Raw genomic sequence first — 18,333 nt, forward strand, 5'->3', positions numbered from 1 at the left:
CAGTCGGGACTCCTTATTCTCCGTCCTGTGACTTTGGCGTTATTTACGGATGTCGTCTGGAAGATTTGTGCAAAGTTTCCGGTAGTGGGCTGGCGATAGCCGATATGCTCGCTGGAACCAGCGTCCCAGATGGCTTTGATCGGCAAAGCCCAGCGCAGCCGCCACGTCCGCCGGTTGTTCGCCGCGCGCCAGCATGCTTCGGGCATTGGCCAGCCGCAGTTGAATAAGCCAGGCATGGGGGGAGAGATGAAATTCGCGCTTAAAACAACGGGTCAGGGTAAACCGGTCGGTACCCGTTTCGCGGGCCAGATCGGACAGGCCGATGTTTTCCCCTATATGGGCATGCAAATAGTCCCGTGCGCGATGAGCCACCGCTGCGCTTTGCAGATGCGACGGCAGGCGCTTGCGCCACTGGCTGTGCCGGGTAAGCTGCCCGAGCAGATCATCCATGGTGCTTTGCTGCACAATGCGCATCTCTTCGCTGTGCAGTGAATGAAAGGTCCGGGCGATCGCGCCAGCAAGCTGTGGCTCGCGCGCCATCGTGCGGGAAAAATGCAGCGAATAACTGGAAGGGACGGACTCGTACAAACCCCGGAGGGTGGAACTGAGCCACGCTTCATCGAGGTAGAATGTCAGGTAGGTGAAACCGCCTTCAACCGGCGCGTCACCATCGTGAATTTCACCGGGCTCGAGCAAGAAGGCATCTCCCGGCGTACTGCGATGACGCTCACGGCGGCAATGAAATTCCTGCGTTCCGCTGAGAGTGATACCCACCAGATAGCTGTCGTGCCAGTGCGGATCGTACGCATGGCCTTCAAAGTGGGCGCGAATTGTTTCGATGCCGGTGTCCGCATGTTGCCGCAGTTCCAGCCAGTCATTAGCCATATTGCCTCCGAAATCCCCGGGAACAGCATTACTCTCCCGTGCGGAAAAAATCTGGAAGATTTGTGCAATACGCCGTTTTGTGGCGCAGAATCACTCAGACTGCCGCAAACTTGAGCAACTGAACAGCATTTTTTGAAATAGAGTTGACGCATTACATTGATTAGGGTTTAATGCGCCCCGTTGCCCGGATAGCTCAGTCGGTAGAGCAGGGGATTGAAAATCCCCGTGTCCTTGGTTCGATTCCGAGTCCGGGCACCACTATTCAGAGAACCCAGCCTATGGCTGGGTTTTTGCTTTTCTACGACCGGACTCTCCATCGAACTCCGTTCGATTATTCGCCGCTAGCGGCTCACCCCTACGGGGCCAGCGCGACACGCGCGCTGTTCAACGCCTCCGGCGTTAGTCCGAGTCCGGGCACCACTATTTAGAGAACCCAGCCATAGGCTGGGCTTTTGCTTTTCTACGACCGGGCTTTTCATCGAACTCCGTTCGATTATTCGCCGCAAGCGACTCACCCCTACGGGGCCAGCGCGACAAGCGCGCTGTTCAACGCCTCCGGCGTTAGTCCGAGTCCGGGCACCACTTATTCAGAGAACCCAGCCTATGGCTGGGTTTTTGCTTTTCTACGACCGGACTCTCCATCGAACTCCGTTCGTTTTGAGATACGGTGAATGTCTTCCACCTTTTTTAGCCACGGCCAACTCGTTTTCCCGCATGAAAACCACAGCGACAACTTTATAACCCGCTGGCACAGAGCGTCCATTTCGCCATGAACGTAAGGTGAACGGAACCCACCTCCCGAGCTGCATATTCCCCTCCCCTTGCTGGAGCTCCCCACAAGCAGCACCTATACTGCGGTCATGCTTTAACCATTCCCCTAAAGCTTATGACAACCCAAACGCTTACCCGTCAATGGCGTCTGCCTGGCGCTATCGTAGCAGTGATGTTATTGCTGGGTGCCGCCTTCGCGCTGCATGCGCACTGGAATGCCTTTATCCAGTGGTGCCTGGCAACCCAGATTACGCTGCATCGTTATCTGGTGATGTACCTGCTGCAATTGAATAACCATCAGTATGCCGGGGGACTGTGGCTACTGACCGGTTCATTCTTTTATGGCGTGTTACATGCGGTTGGGCCGGGTCACGGAAAATTTATCGTCACAACCTATCTCAGCACCAACCAGGAGAGCCAAACCGCCGCCCGCGTCATCCCGTTTCTTGGCAGCCTGATGCAAGGTGTGAGCGCCATTCTTTTTGTCTTTATCCTCGCGGTAGGTTTTAACCTCGCCTCTGGCGATCTCAGTGAGAGCCGCTGGTACGTTGAGAAAATCAGCGCGTTTATGGTGGGTGGGTTTGGCGTCTGGCTCATTGTCAAAGCGATAAAAACCATCAAACCGCAAAAAATGAACATCACTGCCATGAGGCCTCTGCCTCACCGGCATTCTGACGACTGCGGCTGCGGCTGCGGAAACCACGGTGTGGGAATCAGTACGCAGGGCGACTGGAAAACACGTCTGGGCGTCATACTCGCCATTGGCGCACGCCCCTGTAGCGGCGCAATCATGATTTTGCTCTTTTCTAACGCGCTGGGCATTGTGAGCTGGGGGATCGCAGCCGTAATGACAATGGCATTCGGTACCGCATTGTCGATTATGGGTCTGTCACTGGCAGTGCGTTATGCCCGCAACCGGACGGCTGCCTTTTTTGGTGAGGAGAGCGGCAGCATGCCCTGGCTGGTACCGGCACTGAATATCGTCGGCGGGCTGGCGCTGATTTTGTTCGCCGTGGTGTTGTTCTTAACCGTCGTTCCGGTCAGTCCTGGCGGTGATTATATTGCGGCGGGCTGCTGATAAAAAAGCCCGGTACATGAACCGGGCTTTGTCTGCTACTCGTTAATCCTTGGGTGCTGGTCGACAAGGCGTGAGCGTTTCGCCTGTAGCTCAGCAATTTCCGCATCGATGTCTTCGATTTTCTGTTCAATATTATCGTGATGCTCGCGCAGGATCTCTTTTGCCTCCTGGATATCGGAAGCCGCAGGCGTCGCACCTTTTAATGGGCGGTTCGCCGTCTCCTTCATCGTAAGGCCAGTGATCAGACCAATCACCGCAACAACCATCAGATAATAAGCTGGCATCATCAGGTTCTGAGTACTTTCAACCAGCCAGGCGGCCAGTGTCGGGGTCAGACCAGCCACCAGCACCGAAATGTTAAAGGCACTCGCCAGTGCGCTATAACGAATGTGCGTCGGGAACATTGCCGGCAATGTCGATGCCATCACGCCAATGAAACAGTTGAGAATCACGGCCAGCATCAGCAATCCCGCGAAAATCAGCCCCGTCACGTTGCTGTTGATCAAGATAAATGCCGGAATGGACAGCGCAAACAGCGCCACACTCCCCAGAATAATAAACGGACGACGGCCAAAACGGTCGCTGAGTAAGCCCATCACAGGCTGAACAAACAGCATACCGACCATAATCGCGATAATAATCAGCACGCCGTGGTCTTCTGAATAGTTCAGGTTATGCGACAGATAGCTCGGCATGTACGTCAACAACATGTAATAGGTAACGTTGGTCGCAATCACCATACCGATACAGATCAGCAAACTACGCCAGTGCTTTGTCGCAATCTCTTTGAAGGAGACTTTCGGGCCGTTTTGCAGCCCTTCGCGATCGCCCTGCTCCAGTTTATCCACGTGCTGCTGGAACGCCGGAGTCTCTTCCAGCGCATGGCGCAAATAGAGACCGATTATCCCCAGTGGCAACGCCAGGAAGAAGGGAATACGCCAGCCCCAACTGAGGAAGTTTTCTTCACCAACGACGGTGGAGATAAGCACAACGACGCCCGCACCGATAACGAAGCCCGCTATCGAACCAAAATCAAGCCAACTGCCCAGAAAACCGCGTCGACGGTCCGGGGAGTATTCCGCTACGAAAATTGATGCACCGGTGTATTCCCCGCCCACTGAAAACCCCTGTGCCATTTTGCACAGCAAGAGCAGGATAGGCGCCCAAATACCAATAGAGGCATACGAGGGAATAAGCCCAATACAGAATGTACTGACGGACATAATCACAATGGTGATAGCGAGGATTTTCTGCCGCCCATATTTATCGCCAAGCATCCCGAAAAACAAACCACCCAGCGGGCGAATCAGGAACGGAACGGAGAAGGTCGCCAGCGCGGCAATCATTTGCACACTGGGGTTGGCATCAGGAAAAAACACTTTACCCAGTGCGTAAGCTACGAACCCGTATACGCCAAAATCAAACCATTCCATCGCGTTACCGAGTGAAGCGGCAGTTATTGCTTTTCGCAACTTACCGTCATCAATGATGGTTACATCGCGCAGCGTAATAGGTTTAACTTTCTTCCTTTTTAACATGATGTCCTCTTTTGACTTTCGCCCTGAACCGCGCATTTGATATGCCATACCGACATTGCGCGTATTAAGCCGTACATGCCGACTTACCTTGTTCAAGCGTAGCAGGTTTACTTACACTGGCTGGTTACAGCCTGTACAACCGAACCTGTTGACGCCTGGCAGAGCGTTGTTTAACCGCCTTTTACCCTAACAGGGTTTAAAAACGTGATCAACTTCACACAAAATATCCCTGTGATAACACCCACAATTCTGGCAATCCCCTCCTCTTTCTGTCGGAACTGCGTTTTACTTAACGAGAAAAAACGTTTTTAACTTATAGAATACTCCCGGTTGCTATTTACACTGATATGCCATACCCCCCGTGATTATTATTCTGCTAGCTGTATCCATTCACCTTTTTACAGAAACTATGTAACGCAAAGTTATTTAATTGTTCACATATAAATCTTTACACGGAATATGTGATGAAGATAACTAAAACAGCGTTTTATTTTCATTGAATCAATATTCCAATGATCGCATCATACGTCCAGACACAAAACAGACAAGGATAGCGACGGTGCTCTCCGGAAAGGAATAACAGCTCCGGACATTGAACAAATTCAAACCAGGAAGGTTTAACTCATTGAATAGCATGTTTTTATTTTCTCGGTCATTGCACATGATGAGATATGAGGATTCATAATGAAAATCAAAGCCACCATTGAACGCATCCCCGGTGGGATGATGTTAATACCTTTGCTGCTTGGGGCAATTTTAAATACGCTGGCACCTAACACAGGCGCTTATTTCGGTTCTTTCACCAAGGGTATGATCACAGGTACGGTACCTATTCTTGCCGTTTGGTTTTTCTGTATCGGCGCGTCAATTGATTTACGCGCCACCGGGACCGTCTTACGCAAATCCGGCACGCTGGTACTGACAAAAATCGCCGTTGCCTGGGTAGTGGCAATGATCGCCGCCACCTTTATCCCGGAAGGCGGTATTCAGACCGGTTTCTTCGCCGGTATCTCCGTATTGGCTATTGTTTCCGCGATGGACATGACCAACGGCGGCCTGTATGCCAGCCTGATGAACCAGTACGGCACCAAAGAAGAATCGGGCGCATTCGTGCTGATGTCACTGGAATCCGGCCCACTGATGACCATGGTCATTCTGGGATCTGCGGGCCTGGCATCCTTCGAACCGCACCATTTTATCGGAGCTGTACTGCCGTTCCTGATTGGCTTTACGCTGGGCAACCTCGACCACGATCTGCGCGCGTTCTTTAGTAAAGCCACACCGGTACTGATCCCGTTCTTCGGCTTCGCGCTGGGTAATACCATCAACCTGAAAGTGATCCTCGATACCGGTCTGCTGGGTATCGTCCTGGGTATCGCGGTTATCATCATCACCGGTATTCCACTGATTATTGCCGATAAAGTCATTGGTGGCGGTAACGGTACGGCAGGTGTCGCTGCCTCATCGGCAGCCGGGGCTGCGGTAGCAAACCCGGTGATCATTGCCCAAATCAACCCGGCGTTTGAACCGGTAGCCGCCTCCGCAACGGCGCTGGTGGCAGCAAGCGTGATTGTAACGGCGATTCTGGTACCTATCATCACCGCACTGTACGCCAGACGGTTTGGCGAAGTGCCTGAGACGACAAAAGCGGCAGACAACCCCGCCGCATCGCTCAATCATTAAAAAAAGCCCCCGACGTGAAACGCCGGGGGCTTCTCTTTGCCTGTTTATCGCTATGCCCTGCAATTAGCCATCAACATTGGTTAATTGCAGGACACACCTTTTTACTCACCGAAAATCTCGTCCACCATGGCAGTGGCTAAGCGCGATGCCGAACAGAGCCTTGGCATACCTAACGCGACTGTCTGCCAGCTTTGGGTCACCGACCAGCAAATAGGGTGACGATCCGCATCGCACCAGTCACCAAGCCAGCCCAGCAGATCTTTATAATCCATCAGGCCCGGTGTCGCAGGCGTTGTCAGCCACTGGTGATAAAAATGGCGAGTAGCAGGCGCAGCATTAATACCCTGCGCCAGAAAATCAGAGGCCATCGCACGCAGGTTATCTTTCAGCATGGAAGCCACCTCGCTACTCGCCAGGCGGCAGGCGTCGCCAAAAGCGCCCCAGCGTAACTCTTCCAGCGCAACATAGCAGCGCCCCGCCATCGACCAGCCGTTATAATTCCCGGCCCGCCAGCGGGTAAAAATTTGTTCGCTGTGATTTCCCGCCTGTACCGTTAAGCCACGCTGGCCGAGCGCTTTCTCTTTCCAGCTCGCTCGCTGGCTAAAGTGCTCAATTAACTCATCATATTGCTGCTGGTTGCCCGGTGTGTTGGCGGGGCGGCGCTGCTCAGCCTGCTGTAATGAGACCAGACGCTGGGTGATACGCGTCAGCGCAAGATGACCGGGGTCGAGCATACTGGCGAGCTTTTCCGCCAGTCCCAGACGTAACGAGTCATTCTCATTTAAGACACCGGACATGGCCCACGGGCGCAGTTGGGTCTGCGCCATCACTTCCTGGGTCAGTCTTTCACGAAACAACTGCTGTTGGGGCACAATCTGACTCTGGCGAGGCGCATCGGCACCCTGCACTAAATCCACAATGAACTTCGGATGAATGCACTCAAGCGTTCGCCCAGGCCCTTCCAGTAGTCGATTTTTCATAATTACTCTGCTGCGAATAGTGTTTGGATATCATCGCGTAAAAGACGTGCATCTTCCTGAATCCAGTTAGCTGTTTTGATGCAGTGTCGCAGGTGCTGCCGCAATGCTAACACTGACGATTCGTTTTGCTGACGAATCGCCAAACTGTCACGCAAACTATCTTGTAGCCCCGCCAGGCTCAGCGAGAACTCAGCAAAGAACGTCGCCATTCCCGCCGTAACAGAAACATCGACCTGCGCAGCCAAAGCTTTACGAATTTGTTCACAAAAATGAGCAACATGCTGGACGAGCTTGGTATGTAATGACGCCACATCAATGACGTAGCGTGTGCGGGTCACCACGTAATCATCCCATCCCCAGCTCGGATTATTTAACCAACGAGAAACCGTTTCCCGTACGCTTCCGCTACGCGGCGCCTGCCCTGCCGGAGTGTCTTCCGGCGCGATCGCGTTGGTAAAAAGCTGGCGGGTATTAAAATTGAGTGCGCTTGCCTGGAATGCGGGGAAACTGATACGAGCCCGGAAACCCGCGTGGCTGAGCTCTTCTTTAATGCGCATCTCGATCGGGCGCATCGCATCATTGAGAGAGCGGGTCAGGGTATTTTCCAGTTGGTCAAAACGCATCGCCAGTTCGCGGCCGATCTTCTCCTGTGCGGTGACAAAAATCGCTTCGCAGGAGGAGCGCATTTTGCTCAGCACAATCTGCGCCTGCCCTTCATCTTCCAGCACCAGTTGGCCTGGCGAAACTCCCGCCTCAAGACGCAGGTCGGCCTGACTTTCGTTGGCCATTTCCATGATCCTGCCATCACTAAACCAGGCGTTAATGGCTCCAACGATTTCCACTTGCTGGCTATTAATGAAGAGGTCCGCCGCCGCCAGCGCTTCATCCACCTCATGATCAATCTCATCGCTGACGCGCTCCTGACAGCTTTTCAGTAGCGTCATATCTTCTTCAAGGCGGCTGATATTGTGCTCAAGGTTCTCAAACGCGACCGTCAGCCCTTGATAGCGGAAATCAAGGTATTCCCGGGCGCTCTGTGCGTAGTTAAGCAACTTATGCGACGCCGAACGCAGGGCATACAGCGACGCGTTGGCGTGCGCAGCATGCAGCAGCTTGCGAATAGGTTGCTCAAACAGCGAATCTTCCCACAACAGATCGGCGGCGTGATGGATATGTTCAACATCATCCAGGTCAGCCATTCTCCAGCGTCGGCCCAGCGCCGCTTCGGCAAAGTCCTGCACCCAACGCTGCTCTTGCGGGTCGGGTAATTTCCCCTGTTGTTTGATTTCATGGCGGGCGCGGTTCGCCAGATAGCCCCACATCGAGGAGACGGGAAAAATCTGCGTCGGATTAATGTAGCCTTTCATTAATGTTCCGGCGATCAGCGCCCGCACCTGTTCTTCGTCATCGCTGTTACGGTCTTTCTGATCGAATTTATTAACCAGCGCATACAGCGGAACGGAGCGCCCAACGGCGGAAATCGCGTGGCGCACCTCTTCATCAGAGATCGACTTAAGCTGGGTGTAATCCATCACCGCCAGCACCGCAGACGCTCGCGCCAGTTGTTCATTGAGCATCTTGTGCAGATGCGGCTGTCCCGCTTCGTTTGGCCCGGGGGTATCGAGCAGCGTCAACTGGCCCAAATCATTTTCAAGGCCCGCCAGGTGAACAAACTCAACTTCAATAACCGGGATATTCTCTATGGAGGCGTAAGCGGAGAAAGGAAAATCAACATCCAGCGCTTTCGACAGGCGCACCAGATCGTTAAGGCTCTTTAAACAATGGAAAATGGGCTGCGCGCCGAGATAATGTTTGTCGAACGCATCCCCTTGTGCGATGCGTTCGAGCAGGGCACTCATGTCTTTATCGATTTCGAGTTTTTGCGCCAGCTTTTCACGGTCATAGGTATAAAGCCGCATCTGGAGTTGCTGGGTCAGCGTATCGATTGGCCCAACATGGGCGAAATGCAGTACAGGCTCTTTCTGGCCCGGCGTGTGGCGGATTAATGTCGGCAGCGCCGTCATCGGACGGTTGCGATTAGGCAAAACCTCAGTGCCCACAATCGCGTTGATCGTGGTCGATTTACCCGCTTTCATCGTCCCGACAATTGCTAACACCATCTCCAGGCGGGTGATTTTCCGTAATTCGTTGTGCAGAGTGGCTTGCTGCGTCTCGATGCCGCGAGCACTAAAATGTAATGGCAGTACATTTGCGTTATCTGCTTTGCCGGAAGCCGCCTCATCAAGCGTTGCAATCGGCAGGGCTTTGAGCGCCTGCAGATTCTGCAAGGAGAGCTGTAACAATCTCTCTGCTTCCTGGCTTAATTCGAAAATTGTCTGTGTGTGCATGATAAAAGTCTTTCCTTAACGCAAATTTCTTACTTTTATTAAGCCGTGATGTTTTATTTGTGAAGTTTCGGCTTTTATAATTACGTGTGGAAAATATCTTATAGAAGATAAATGCCTGATGGGAATCAGGAAAAATGCATTTTCTCGGTAGAGACTGACAGAGCACGCCGTCCCGGACATAAAATGGCTGGGAGATAGAGAGCGTAGCTCATTTTCAAGAACGACCAGGATATATCGTCATTTATTTACCCCCCCAATTTGCGAGGTAATTAACTGTCTTCGGTAGAAGACCCTGCTGATATGACAGTATGCTAATTATTAACACCGGTTGCGTCACCTCACCTTATCTGAATTGGCAATGGGTAGCAATTTCCCGTCGAAAATATTCTAAATATCATACATAAGGGTTTACCCCTAATCAGATGGGCCTAGCATCGCTTAAGCTAATGACAGGGTATGTCACTTCTATCACCTTTTTTATCTTTTTCTGAAAAAAAGAATAGCAACAGTAATTATACGGACATGCTGTATAATCGCGGACTTTTCTGGCATAAACCGCCTTTTTCGCTGGCCTGTTTCCAGCATCATACGTACTTTTTGAGGATACCCCCATGCAACTGCCAAACTGCCCGAAATGCAATTCCGAATACGCTTATGAAGATAATGGCATGTTCATCTGCCCGGAATGCGCCCATGAATGGAATGACAACGAAGCCGCTGTCGAAAGCGATGAACTGATTGTCAAAGATGCCAACGGCAATTTACTGGCCGATGGCGACAGCGTCACTGTCATTAAAGATCTGAAAGTAAAAGGGAGTTCTTCCATGCTGAAAATCGGCACGAAAGTGAAGAATATCCGTCTGGTCGAAGGCGATCATAACATTGACTGCAAAATCGACGGATTTGGCCCAATGAAGTTGAAATCCGAGTTCGTTAAAAAGAACTGATTGCCCTCTTTCGTGCCTGCGGATTAGAACTCGTCTTCCAGTCGACGTTCTTCGTCGTCCAGTTGGCGACGCTCCTGATCGAGCTGGCGCTGCCGGTCATCTAACTGGCGGCGCCGGTCTTCAAGCTGTCTGCGTCGGTCTTCATAGCGTCTGCTCTGCTCGTCACTTCGACGGCGATCGTCATCATACTGCCGATCATCGTCATCACGGCTATCGCTGGGGTGATACGCATCATTAATTGCCCGCTGAATATTGCCGATGGCGTCATCGACAATATCAGCACGGGCAATTTGGCTGGTAAGAGAGAGTGCGCTGATAAACAGCAGGGTTGCGTAACGTTTCATAAAGCCAGTCTCAACAGTGGGCTGGCTTTACGTTAATCAAGCGCTGTTCTCACGAGTAGCGGAGGAATCTCAAACTACGCCGGGTAACAGTTTACAAACCGTAGCGGTCAATAATCTGCCGGTGACGCTGTTCATCCAGCCCGCCTTTAATGGCAACGCCAAGCCAGTGCACCGGATGCGGCCAGTCCCGTGTGAGCGTGAGCAATATACTGTCCACTTCCTGCGGCAGCATCGATAGCGGCGTAGCCAGATTAAAGTACACGCCAGGCAATGGCTCTTGAGGATTTTCGCGGTCGGTTATTTCATAATCGCCTTCGCTACTCACCCATACTTGCCCACCCAACTCGCGCACTTTATTCTCAAACTGACCAAACAGTTCCTCGCCCGGATAAACGCCATCAACAAACCATGATGGGGCATATTCACCCTCTTCAATGATTTCGACAGCGTCATAAAGACCGATAAAATACTCCCGCTCGGCTTCATCTTCCGGAGGGGTATTGAGCAGTTCGACATCAAATACTACGCTGTCGCCTAAATGCTGCTGCGCTTTCGGCCAGGCTGGCTGGAAGACTCTGGCCGTCGCAGGCCCGGTACGCTGAGCAAGGTAGTAAACGTAGTCGTGCTCTTCCCGGAAACGTAGCCGTACCGCTCCCCAGTTTTCTTCAATGGGGCCATCTTCGCTGTCGAATTTCATCCCCAGCTTCGTTCCGGCCTCGCGCACCAGCGCCCACTCCTGCTGAATACTCGCCGCGGTGATCAGATCCCACAGAACATTGTTTGTCTCTTGTTCTTGTTCCTCAAGCATCGCAATAGCGCGCTGAAGACGAGGGATAGCCCGCTCGCTGGCGCGTAGTTTCATTGCCGCGCGGCTCGCCATTAACAGCGGTGCGATCTTAGTGCTGCCTTCTGGCGTCGCAAGCATTGATTCACTCAGAGATTCCAGCGCCGCCCAATCCTCATTGCCAAAGGCTACCTGCATTTCGAACCAGTACGCGACATGGGGGAGCGTCTCGTGATAGTCCTTAGCGAGGGTTAAAACCTCATCGAACCGCCGCGTACGCAACAGCACGCCCAGCAACTCGAACAGAAGAGGAGATTCAGTGTGTGGATGGCGTGACCGCCAGGTTTGCAGCAGCGCGATGGCTTCATCAGCAGCATGGCACGCCTCCAGGGCGGATGACGCCAGCGCAACCAGTTGTTCATTATCAGGCAACTGCATGGCCGCCAGTTTCAGCCACTCCGCTTCCTGTTCAGGGTCACGCGCCTCATTTTGTTTGCTGCGTTCGTCAAGCCAGTCATACAGCTCATGGGCAGGAACCGGGAGCAGCACCTCTTTTTCCATGCCAGCAATCTCACGTTCAAGATCGGCCAGAACGCTGTCGGCCCCCATCTGTTTACGTAAACGTGGCAAACAGGCTTTTGCCTGCCCTAACGCCCGGCGGGCAATCCAGGTCGCATTGCGAGCCAGCGCCAGACGAATATGTACAATTGCGGTATCTATTGCAGCCCGCCAGGCCTGCCGGGCGATACGCTGTTCAAGGATTTGCTGTAATGAGACGCCCGTCTGCCAGTTGTTGTAAGAGGCATCGTGGCGGCAAAGCTGGTCAATGATCCTCACCCAGCGGACGACGCCGCGCGTTTGCAGTTGCTTCCAGTGGATAAGGCTATTGCAGGCGTCATCCAGCCGCCCCATACAGGCATAGGCCTCAGCGCGGATCATCATTCGGGTAAGCCGTATCTGTTCGGCGCTACCTTCCAGTTCGTCCGGTTCGCAGAGGGGTTCAATCACCGCCAGCGCTTCTTCATAGCGCCCCAAATAGATCAATGCTTCGGCTTCGTTTTCCAGCAGGCCAGTGACATCAGGCTCCCCTGCATCACGCACTTTCTTTATCTGCCCCCGAATGTAATCCAGCGCCTGCTGCTTCTCGCCTTTATCGACCATGGCACAGAATTGCTCGTCCGATAAGCACTGGAAGCAGCTCCATAACGGCGTAATCCGCTCCATCGTTTCCTGACACACGGCAATACGTTCATCCGCCCAGCCCGGACCGTCGATATTGCCGTAGCAATCGCTGAGATCCTGAGTCACGCAAACGGATTGCGGGCAATCAATCGCATCCGGCTGATGGGCACGCTCAAAGAAGGTCACCGCATCTCCCAGCGCTGTCTCGCCTTCGCCCATCCCCAGCCGGTGGCGCATCTCCCAGTGGCCGATAAAGACCTCAAGCCAGGGATTGCCGGCCGTTTTCTTAAATGATCGCGCTTCCGGCAGTAACGCTTCGCTCACATCGGGCTTAACGTCACAAATGGCGTTAATCAATTTATTCAAATGATCGGTAATATAGGGTTGGCCTGCAGCGTGAAGATCCCTTTCATATTGGTTATACCATTGCCATATATCCATTTTATTGCTCCCCTTTATTTGCAAGAAATTGCGTCATTATTATCTGGTTAATATTATCCAGCGCCTGATGAAAATCATTGGGTCCCGAACGTTGTAATTGAAAAGATAAGATGACCTTCATGCTTTTCAATAACTGACAGGCAACGTCAGTGTTTTTCCCGTTTTGCCAGGAAGCAGAAAGCGCCTTGATGGCCGGATTATTAAAATTAATATAGAGCTGTTTATCGGACTGTTCGCTGATCCGTTGAGTAAACTGCCGTGCCAGCATCAGCGCCGCAGTACTCATGCGTCGGTCGGCGTCATCCTGTTCCAGCCGCTGTTTTAATTCCACTTCGCGATTCGGTACCACCACAAAGGGGAGCACCGCGGGCTCAAATCGTGAAATAACGCACTCTTCATCATCGGCCAGTTGTTCACGCCACCACTGCTCTTCCTGTTGGCTAATTTCATGGCAGGAGAACAAAGACTGGTTGCCGCCCGTGGTGCCAATTTCAATTAACCGCGCTGAATAGAGCGTGGCCCAACGGCGAAGAAACGGTATAACGGCATAACGATGCCCCAGCGCGACGGGGCGCCCGGAGAGGCGAAATAACATCTCTTCGAAAGAACTCTCTTCTCCCGGCATCACCAGTAGCGTATTTTGCTGGCGCAGACTGCGAACCGGAATTTCGCCTTTCGAGGTCGGGATGAGCAAATCATCTTTGAGCAGATCAAACAGCCTTTCATCGCAGATCGCCGCACCTAACAGCGCTTCATTATGACGAAGCAGCACACGCCGCCAGATAGCCGGCTGGTTTTTCGCCAGCTCACCCAGCCCTTTAATTAACCCTTCGGCTAATGCATGCTGGGTTGCGAAATAGGCGTCATCACGTTGTAAATCTTCCCGATTCGCCGTGGGTGTCAGGACGTTGGACTCCACGACGCCACCAACAAAACCTGCCCACAGCGGCAGCAGGTCATGTGCCTGATCGTCGAGCAGCATGCCACGCAAAAAGAGCGACAAATTACGGTTATCGCTGGTGCCATAAGTCGCGCCATCCTGGATCCAGAGAATGCCGACCACATCGCTTTTGCCAGAAGGGGTGATATCGATGGTGCAAATAGGGGTAAAAGTACGTTCAAAACGGCTGGCGAACTCAATATTCTGCTTCTGCCGAAGCCCCGGATGGAGTACGACCGCCGAGTCTGAGTCACGGCGCCAGGGTGGCGAAAGATGGTTGACCGCCGTCTCCGATTGCCCCACAAACAGCGGTTCACGCATCAACACGCAGTAGCGGCCAAGCAGCGTTTCCAGCAGCGGATTATCCGCCAGGTAGCTGAACTCATCTTTAAGGTTGAGAGTGACCGTAAAGCCAGGCTCCCTGGGCAGGGCAGATTCGATGCGATACGTCTCGCCGTTATCGGAACGATAAACCCAACCTTCCTGCGGCGTTTTCCAGGACGTGGTATGGACAACAACCTGTTGTGCCAGCACGAAAGAAGATAAGAAACCCAGACCGAACATACCGATGAGGCCGGTATCATCATCCTCCTGGCGCAATTGCCGCGTATAGCCGATGCCGACCGTTGCCAGGAATTCATGGATTTCTTGTTTTGTCAGGCCCGCACCCGAGTCATAAATGGTAATCGTTTTATTCTGCGGGTTGCCGGTAACCCGAATTTCAGGCGTGAAGGAAGAATCAACCTCCTCCAGCCTGCGCCGGACTATCGCATCATGCGCATTCTGTACAAGCTCACGCAACGCAACCATGGGCGTGGAGTAAAGATGTTTACTTAACACCTGCATAAGGCCATGCAGATTTACCGCTGTATCATGCTGCTCAATAGCGACGATCTTATTATCCATAATTTTTTCAGATCTCTGGTTTTTCAATTACATTGCAAACAGGTAAGTATAGGTGCAGCTACAAAAAAATCGCGGCTACATATTATTATTTTCAGCCAGGAAGAATAAGTCGATAAAATCTTAAAGGATATTGATTAATAGAATATGAATTATTTCGGCTGATACTTTTCCCTGTTATGTGACGCAACATATCTGAGTAAAATGACAAGTTCATTAATTGCTGTCGCACGCCATAACGAAATGGAATAGAATTTCGCTGTTTGCTCTCTCCGTATTATCGCGGCTGCTGAACCCGATCAATCGAAGAGAGAAAAAGCAATGGAAACACCCCGTAGCCGGGACTGGCGCCGTGCCCAAAAACGGCGCAATAAATCCCGAGATGTTCACACCGCGCTTTTACGTTTTCGTGGCGAAAAAAACTGGAAGATGCTGTATCTGCGTTCTGAAAAAGTAACGCGGGCCGCACAACTGGGGATTGAGTATCCACGCGTAACCCGTCAACAAAGGACGAGGCGCGGCCTGGAAGAGTATCTGTTTGCCAATGAACGTCCTTTTCATATGTAGTCGTAATCAATGGCGCAGCCCCACGGCGGAACAGGTGTTCCGCCGTTATCCCGGGCTTAACGTCCGTTCTGCCGGGACCAGTCGCAATGCCAAAAAAACGGTCTGTGCCGAAGGGTTGCAGTGGGCAGATGTTATCTGCGTGATGGAGCAGAAACATAAAAACCGCTTAATGGCCGACTATCGTCGTATCATCGACAATAAACCGCTTCACGTTCTCGATATCCCCGATGACTACCGCTACATGGACCCTGCGTTGATCGCGCTGCTCGAAGAGATCGTTCCCCCGGTACTTGGCCTCGCCACATAGTCCCTGTGTTCAGGGGCGCGTCAATGGCCGCTATGCCGCAATCCGTCGCAGCGCCTGTGCCAGTTGCACGCGGGTAAAGGGTTTTCGCAACAGTTCAACATCCGGTAGCGCAGGGTTATGCGCCGGGCGTAAATCCTGGCCGCTAATCAGTAACAGCGGCAAATGCGGGTAGTGCTGACGGGCGAAATTAATCACTTCCGCGCCACTCATCTGCCCCGGAAGCATCAGGTCGCTAATCAGCATGCCGATATCCTCCGATGCCGCCAGCAGCGCCAGCGCCTGTTCACCGCACTCCGCCTCCAGCGTTAAATACCCCAACCCATGTAACTGTTCGCAGAGGGTTTGTCGTACATCCGCTTCATCTTCCAGCACCAGGATTAACTTATCAGTACGGTCCGCTTCCTGTGCGGGCGCCTGCTCGACCGGGCTGACGACCTGTACCGACGCGCGTGGAAGCTGTAAACGTACCGTGGTTCCCTGGCCTGGCGCGCTATCAATAGCCACCCGTCCACCGGACTGGCGCACAAAGCCGTATACCATCGACAGCCCCAGGCCGCTGCCGCTGCCGGTCTGCTTGGTAGTGAAGAACGGCTCGAAGACGCGGGCCTTCACCTCCCCGGACATGCCGCAACCTCTGTCGATCACTTCCAGTACCACCATATCCTGCCTGCGTCCGTCGCTGCGCGTCACACGCTGGTTCCAGGTACGGATCTTGATCGTCCCTTTCTGCCCTTCCATCGCATCCCGCGCGTTCATTACCAGATTGATGATGGCGTTTTCCAGTTGCCCAACGTCAATCCATGCAGGCCAGGCAGGTTGTTGAGCCTCAATCTCCAGCGTCAACGTGGCAGGAAGAGAATGACGCATCAGCTCGCTTAAGTTCTCCAGCAGCGGCTGCATCTCTACTGCATGGGGGTGCAGAGATTGCTTACGCGAGAAGGCCAGCAAACGCTGGGTCAGCATCGCCCCACGCTCAGCCGCTTTTAGCGCACGGGAGATACGCGGGGCATCCGGCGATTGCGGGTTCACCAGTTCCAGGCTACCGATGATGACCGCCAGTAAATTATTGAAATCGTGTGCCAGCCCACCGGTAAGCTGACCGACGGCTTTCATTTTCTGGCTGTGCAACAGCGCCTCTTCCAGCCCCTTACGTTCCGTTCTGTCCAGTACGACGTTGACCATTCCGCGCCCCGGCACCGGGCTAAATCGCAGCTCAATAGTGCGGTTATCCGCCAGACGAAGCTCCTGCGGTTTTGGCATGGGGCGCGCGAGGTTCTCCTGCACATGGTCCGGCAGCTCACTCACCTGACGCAACAGGCTCTGATAGTGCTGCCCGCGTTGCAGCGCCTCGGCAGAGAGGCCAAGCAGCAACGGATACTGCGGGTTCCACACCACCAGGCAGCCCTGGCTGTCGAACAGCGCAAAGCCGTCACGCATGGCATGGAAGGTGGTCTCCAGTTGGGTGCTTTTCTCTTTGAGCAACTTAGAGGTGTGCTCAAGCGAGGCGGTATTGCGGGCGAAGACGTTAAAGGCGCGCGCCAGTTCGCCCAGTTCATCACGTCGTTGCAGCGCTGGTACAGGAACATCCGGCTCACCGCGCGCCAGACGGGACATCGCACGGGAAATCGCCGTTAAATTCGACCCCAGATTGCGGTAGATATACCAGCCAGCAAACCCGGTAATCACCAGCGCCAGCAGGGCAAAGGCGCTGATAAAGATAATGATCGAGCGCATTTCACTGTGACTTTGCGCGGTCCGTTGCTCAGAAGCCTGCGCCACCTGGGCAACGTACTGATTGATATCGGTATTGAGAATAGCGACCAGCGCTTTGATATGAAACATAAACCAGCTTATCGCCAGATCGCTCTCATCCAGTTGCGCCGCCAGCGGGCCGAGCTTTGCCAGCTCATCGTTGAAATCCTGCAAAATGCCATTTACCACCGGGTTGTCGGTGCGCTCTGGCAACTGTGTGCGGATCTCCGTCAGTTGCTGGATCGTCGGGCGTGGCGAGGGGGTACGGATGGCAGCGGCCAGCAGCCTGTCCATTTCGCCGAGTAAACGGGGATCGCCAATGGCAATGCCATCGCGCTGGTTAAATGCCTGCAAATGGCGCAGATAACTTTGGTTCTGATACAGCGAACTGAGTAGCGCATTACGTTCAAGATGGCGGCGCTGACCACGCTCCAGCATCTGCGTCACACTCTGTTCCAGTTCATTGCTGCGCCAGGTAATGCGCTCCACCAGTTGCGGTTCCAGTTGGGCCAGCGGGGCACGGGCGAGTTGTTCCAGCGATTTTTGCAGCGCCATTTGGGTCGCCTTAAGCCGTTCCGCTTCGCTCTTATATTCCAGCGCCCCCACCACCTGCGAAAGGCGCACCGCCGCCGTGGCGACATTTGCCGTATCACGCGCAAGGTTCATGCTGCCGGTCATGTCATCCAGCGTCTGCTGCTGCACCTGCTCCTGGATTTGGCTGGCATGGCGAAATCCCAATACCGCAACGCCGCAAACCATCAGGGTCACGGCCATCACCAGCAAGTTGAAGAACAGTAACCGCCCGCGCGCGCTGGCGAAAAACGAGTTGTGCCGATAGGGCATAGCGGGCTCCGTTGTCTGTGTTCCCCTCACCCTAACCCTC

13 protein-coding genes and 1 tRNA gene are annotated in these 18,333 nt (G+C 53.3%); 6 read left to right on the forward strand and 8 right to left on the reverse strand.

The genetic code is table 11. The features are described 5' to 3' along the window. Positions 1-39: 39 nt before the first annotated feature. Entirely contained in the window at positions 40-885 is an 846-nt protein-coding gene (locus tag C5523_RS25040) for an AraC family transcriptional regulator (protein ID WP_108702179.1), read from the reverse strand. Positions 886-1,067: 182 nt separating this feature from the next. Here C5523_RS25040 and C5523_RS25045 point away from each other — a divergent pair. Both C5523_RS25045 and C5523_RS25055 read left to right on the forward strand, forming a co-directional pair. Further along, positions 1,068-1,143 (forward strand) — tRNA-Phe (locus C5523_RS25045). Positions 1,144-1,771: 628 nt separating this feature from the next. Beyond that, on the forward strand, positions 1,772-2,734 hold the full coding sequence (locus tag C5523_RS25055; protein WP_079497670.1) for a nickel/cobalt transporter: 963 nt from the start codon (positions 1,772-1,774) through the stop codon (positions 2,732-2,734). Between the two features lie 35 nt (positions 2,735-2,769). On the opposite strand, the gene proP is transcribed toward C5523_RS25055, so the two are convergent. After that, on the reverse strand, positions 2,770-4,272 hold the full coding sequence (gene proP / locus C5523_RS25060) for a glycine betaine/L-proline transporter ProP (protein ID WP_039077934.1): 1,503 nt from the start codon (positions 4,270-4,272) through the stop codon (positions 2,770-2,772). Positions 4,273-4,956: 684 nt separating this feature from the next. On the opposite strand from proP, the gene kdgT reads away from it, so the two are divergent. Continuing rightward, entirely contained in the window at positions 4,957-5,955 is a 999-nt protein-coding gene (gene kdgT, locus C5523_RS25065) for a 2-keto-3-deoxygluconate transporter (protein WP_079497669.1), read from the forward strand. A gap of 101 nt (positions 5,956-6,056) precedes the next feature. Here kdgT and C5523_RS25070 read toward each other — a convergent pair whose 3' ends face one another. Further along, on the reverse strand, positions 6,057-6,935 hold the full coding sequence (locus C5523_RS25070) for a diguanylate cyclase regulator RdcB family protein (RefSeq protein WP_039077859.1): 879 nt from the start codon (positions 6,933-6,935) through the stop codon (positions 6,057-6,059). 2 nt (positions 6,936-6,937) lie between these two features. Continuing rightward, positions 6,938-9,283 (reverse strand): clamp-binding protein CrfC, encoded by a 2,346-nt coding sequence (gene crfC, locus C5523_RS25075; protein ID WP_039077860.1) that lies wholly within the window; start codon positions 9,281-9,283, stop codon positions 6,938-6,940. A gap of 611 nt (positions 9,284-9,894) precedes the next feature. Between crfC and C5523_RS25080 the strand changes: the two genes are divergently transcribed. Continuing rightward, positions 9,895-10,230 carry a zinc ribbon domain-containing protein YjdM gene (locus tag C5523_RS25080; RefSeq protein ID WP_108702180.1) on the forward strand — a complete coding sequence of 112 codons (336 nt, stop codon included), beginning with the start codon at positions 9,895-9,897 and terminating at the stop codon, positions 10,228-10,230. Between the two features lie 23 nt (positions 10,231-10,253). Here the strand turns inward: C5523_RS25080 and yjdP are convergent, their stop codons facing one another. The 3 genes from yjdP to C5523_RS25095 form a co-directional block, all read right to left on the reverse strand. Next, complete coding sequence (gene yjdP, locus C5523_RS25085) at positions 10,254-10,574, reverse strand: DDRRRQL repeat protein YjdP (RefSeq protein WP_039077862.1); 321 nt, start codon at positions 10,572-10,574, stop codon at positions 10,254-10,256. 91 nt (positions 10,575-10,665) lie between these two features. Next, positions 10,666-12,981, reverse strand: coding sequence for a hypothetical protein (locus tag C5523_RS25090; protein WP_108702181.1), 2,316 nt, complete (start codon positions 12,979-12,981; stop codon positions 10,666-10,668). A gap of 1 nt (position 12,982) precedes the next feature. Beyond that, positions 12,983-14,827, reverse strand: a complete 1,845-nt coding sequence (locus C5523_RS25095; RefSeq protein WP_039077864.1) for an ATP-binding protein — start codon at positions 14,825-14,827, stop codon at positions 12,983-12,985. 318 nt (positions 14,828-15,145) lie between these two features. On the opposite strand from C5523_RS25095, the gene C5523_RS25100 reads away from it, so the two are divergent. Together C5523_RS25100 and C5523_RS25105 are read left to right on the forward strand one after the other, a co-directional pair. Then, positions 15,146-15,391 carry a hypothetical protein gene (locus C5523_RS25100; protein ID WP_071194333.1) on the forward strand — a complete coding sequence of 82 codons (246 nt, stop codon included), beginning with the start codon at positions 15,146-15,148 and terminating at the stop codon, positions 15,389-15,391. Next, complete coding sequence (locus C5523_RS25105; RefSeq protein WP_039077866.1) at positions 15,369-15,698, forward strand: low molecular weight protein tyrosine phosphatase family protein; 330 nt, start codon at positions 15,369-15,371, stop codon at positions 15,696-15,698. The genes C5523_RS25100 and C5523_RS25105 overlap by 23 nt, the downstream gene beginning before the upstream one ends. A gap of 30 nt (positions 15,699-15,728) precedes the next feature. Here C5523_RS25105 and C5523_RS25110 read toward each other — a convergent pair whose 3' ends face one another. After that, positions 15,729-18,293 carry an ATP-binding protein gene (locus C5523_RS25110; protein ID WP_071194334.1) on the reverse strand — a complete coding sequence of 855 codons (2,565 nt, stop codon included), beginning with the start codon at positions 18,291-18,293 and terminating at the stop codon, positions 15,729-15,731. Positions 18,294-18,333: the final 40 nt, after the last annotated feature.

Origin of the sequence: Phytobacter sp. SCO41 (genome assembly GCF_003073275.1) — a bacterium.
GTDB classification, from domain to species: domain Bacteria; phylum Pseudomonadota; class Gammaproteobacteria; order Enterobacterales; family Enterobacteriaceae; genus Phytobacter; species Phytobacter diazotrophicus.

Excerpts from the sequence above, each read along its gene's own strand:
- yjdP (WP_039077862.1), bottom strand. The coding sequence starts at position 10,574 with ATGAAACGTTACGCAACCCTGCTGTTTATCAGCGCACTCTCTCTTACC.
- C5523_RS25040 (WP_108702179.1), bottom strand. The coding sequence starts at position 885 with ATGGCTAATGACTGGCTGGAACTGCGGCAACATGCGGACACCGGCATC.
- C5523_RS25090 (WP_108702181.1), bottom strand. The coding sequence starts at position 12,981 with ATGGATATATGGCAATGGTATAACCAATATGAAAGGGATCTTCACGCT.
- kdgT (WP_079497669.1), top strand. The coding sequence starts at position 4,957 with ATGAAAATCAAAGCCACCATTGAACGCATCCCCGGTGGGATGATGTTA.
- proP (WP_039077934.1), bottom strand. The coding sequence starts at position 4,272 with ATGTTAAAAAGGAAGAAAGTTAAACCTATTACGCTGCGCGATGTAACC.
- C5523_RS25070 (WP_039077859.1), bottom strand. The coding sequence starts at position 6,935 with ATGAAAAATCGACTACTGGAAGGGCCTGGGCGAACGCTTGAGTGCATT.
- C5523_RS25055 (WP_079497670.1), top strand. The coding sequence starts at position 1,772 with ATGACAACCCAAACGCTTACCCGTCAATGGCGTCTGCCTGGCGCTATC.
- C5523_RS25080 (WP_108702180.1), top strand. The coding sequence starts at position 9,895 with ATGCAACTGCCAAACTGCCCGAAATGCAATTCCGAATACGCTTATGAA.
- crfC (WP_039077860.1), bottom strand. The coding sequence starts at position 9,283 with ATGCACACACAGACAATTTTCGAATTAAGCCAGGAAGCAGAGAGATTG.
- C5523_RS25105 (WP_039077866.1), top strand. The coding sequence starts at position 15,369 with ATGAACGTCCTTTTCATATGTAGTCGTAATCAATGGCGCAGCCCCACG.
- C5523_RS25095 (WP_039077864.1), bottom strand. The coding sequence starts at position 14,827 with ATGGATAATAAGATCGTCGCTATTGAGCAGCATGATACAGCGGTAAAT.
- C5523_RS25110 (WP_071194334.1), bottom strand. The coding sequence starts at position 18,293 with ATGCCCTATCGGCACAACTCGTTTTTCGCCAGCGCGCGCGGGCGGTTA.
- C5523_RS25100 (WP_071194333.1), top strand. The coding sequence starts at position 15,146 with ATGGAAACACCCCGTAGCCGGGACTGGCGCCGTGCCCAAAAACGGCGC.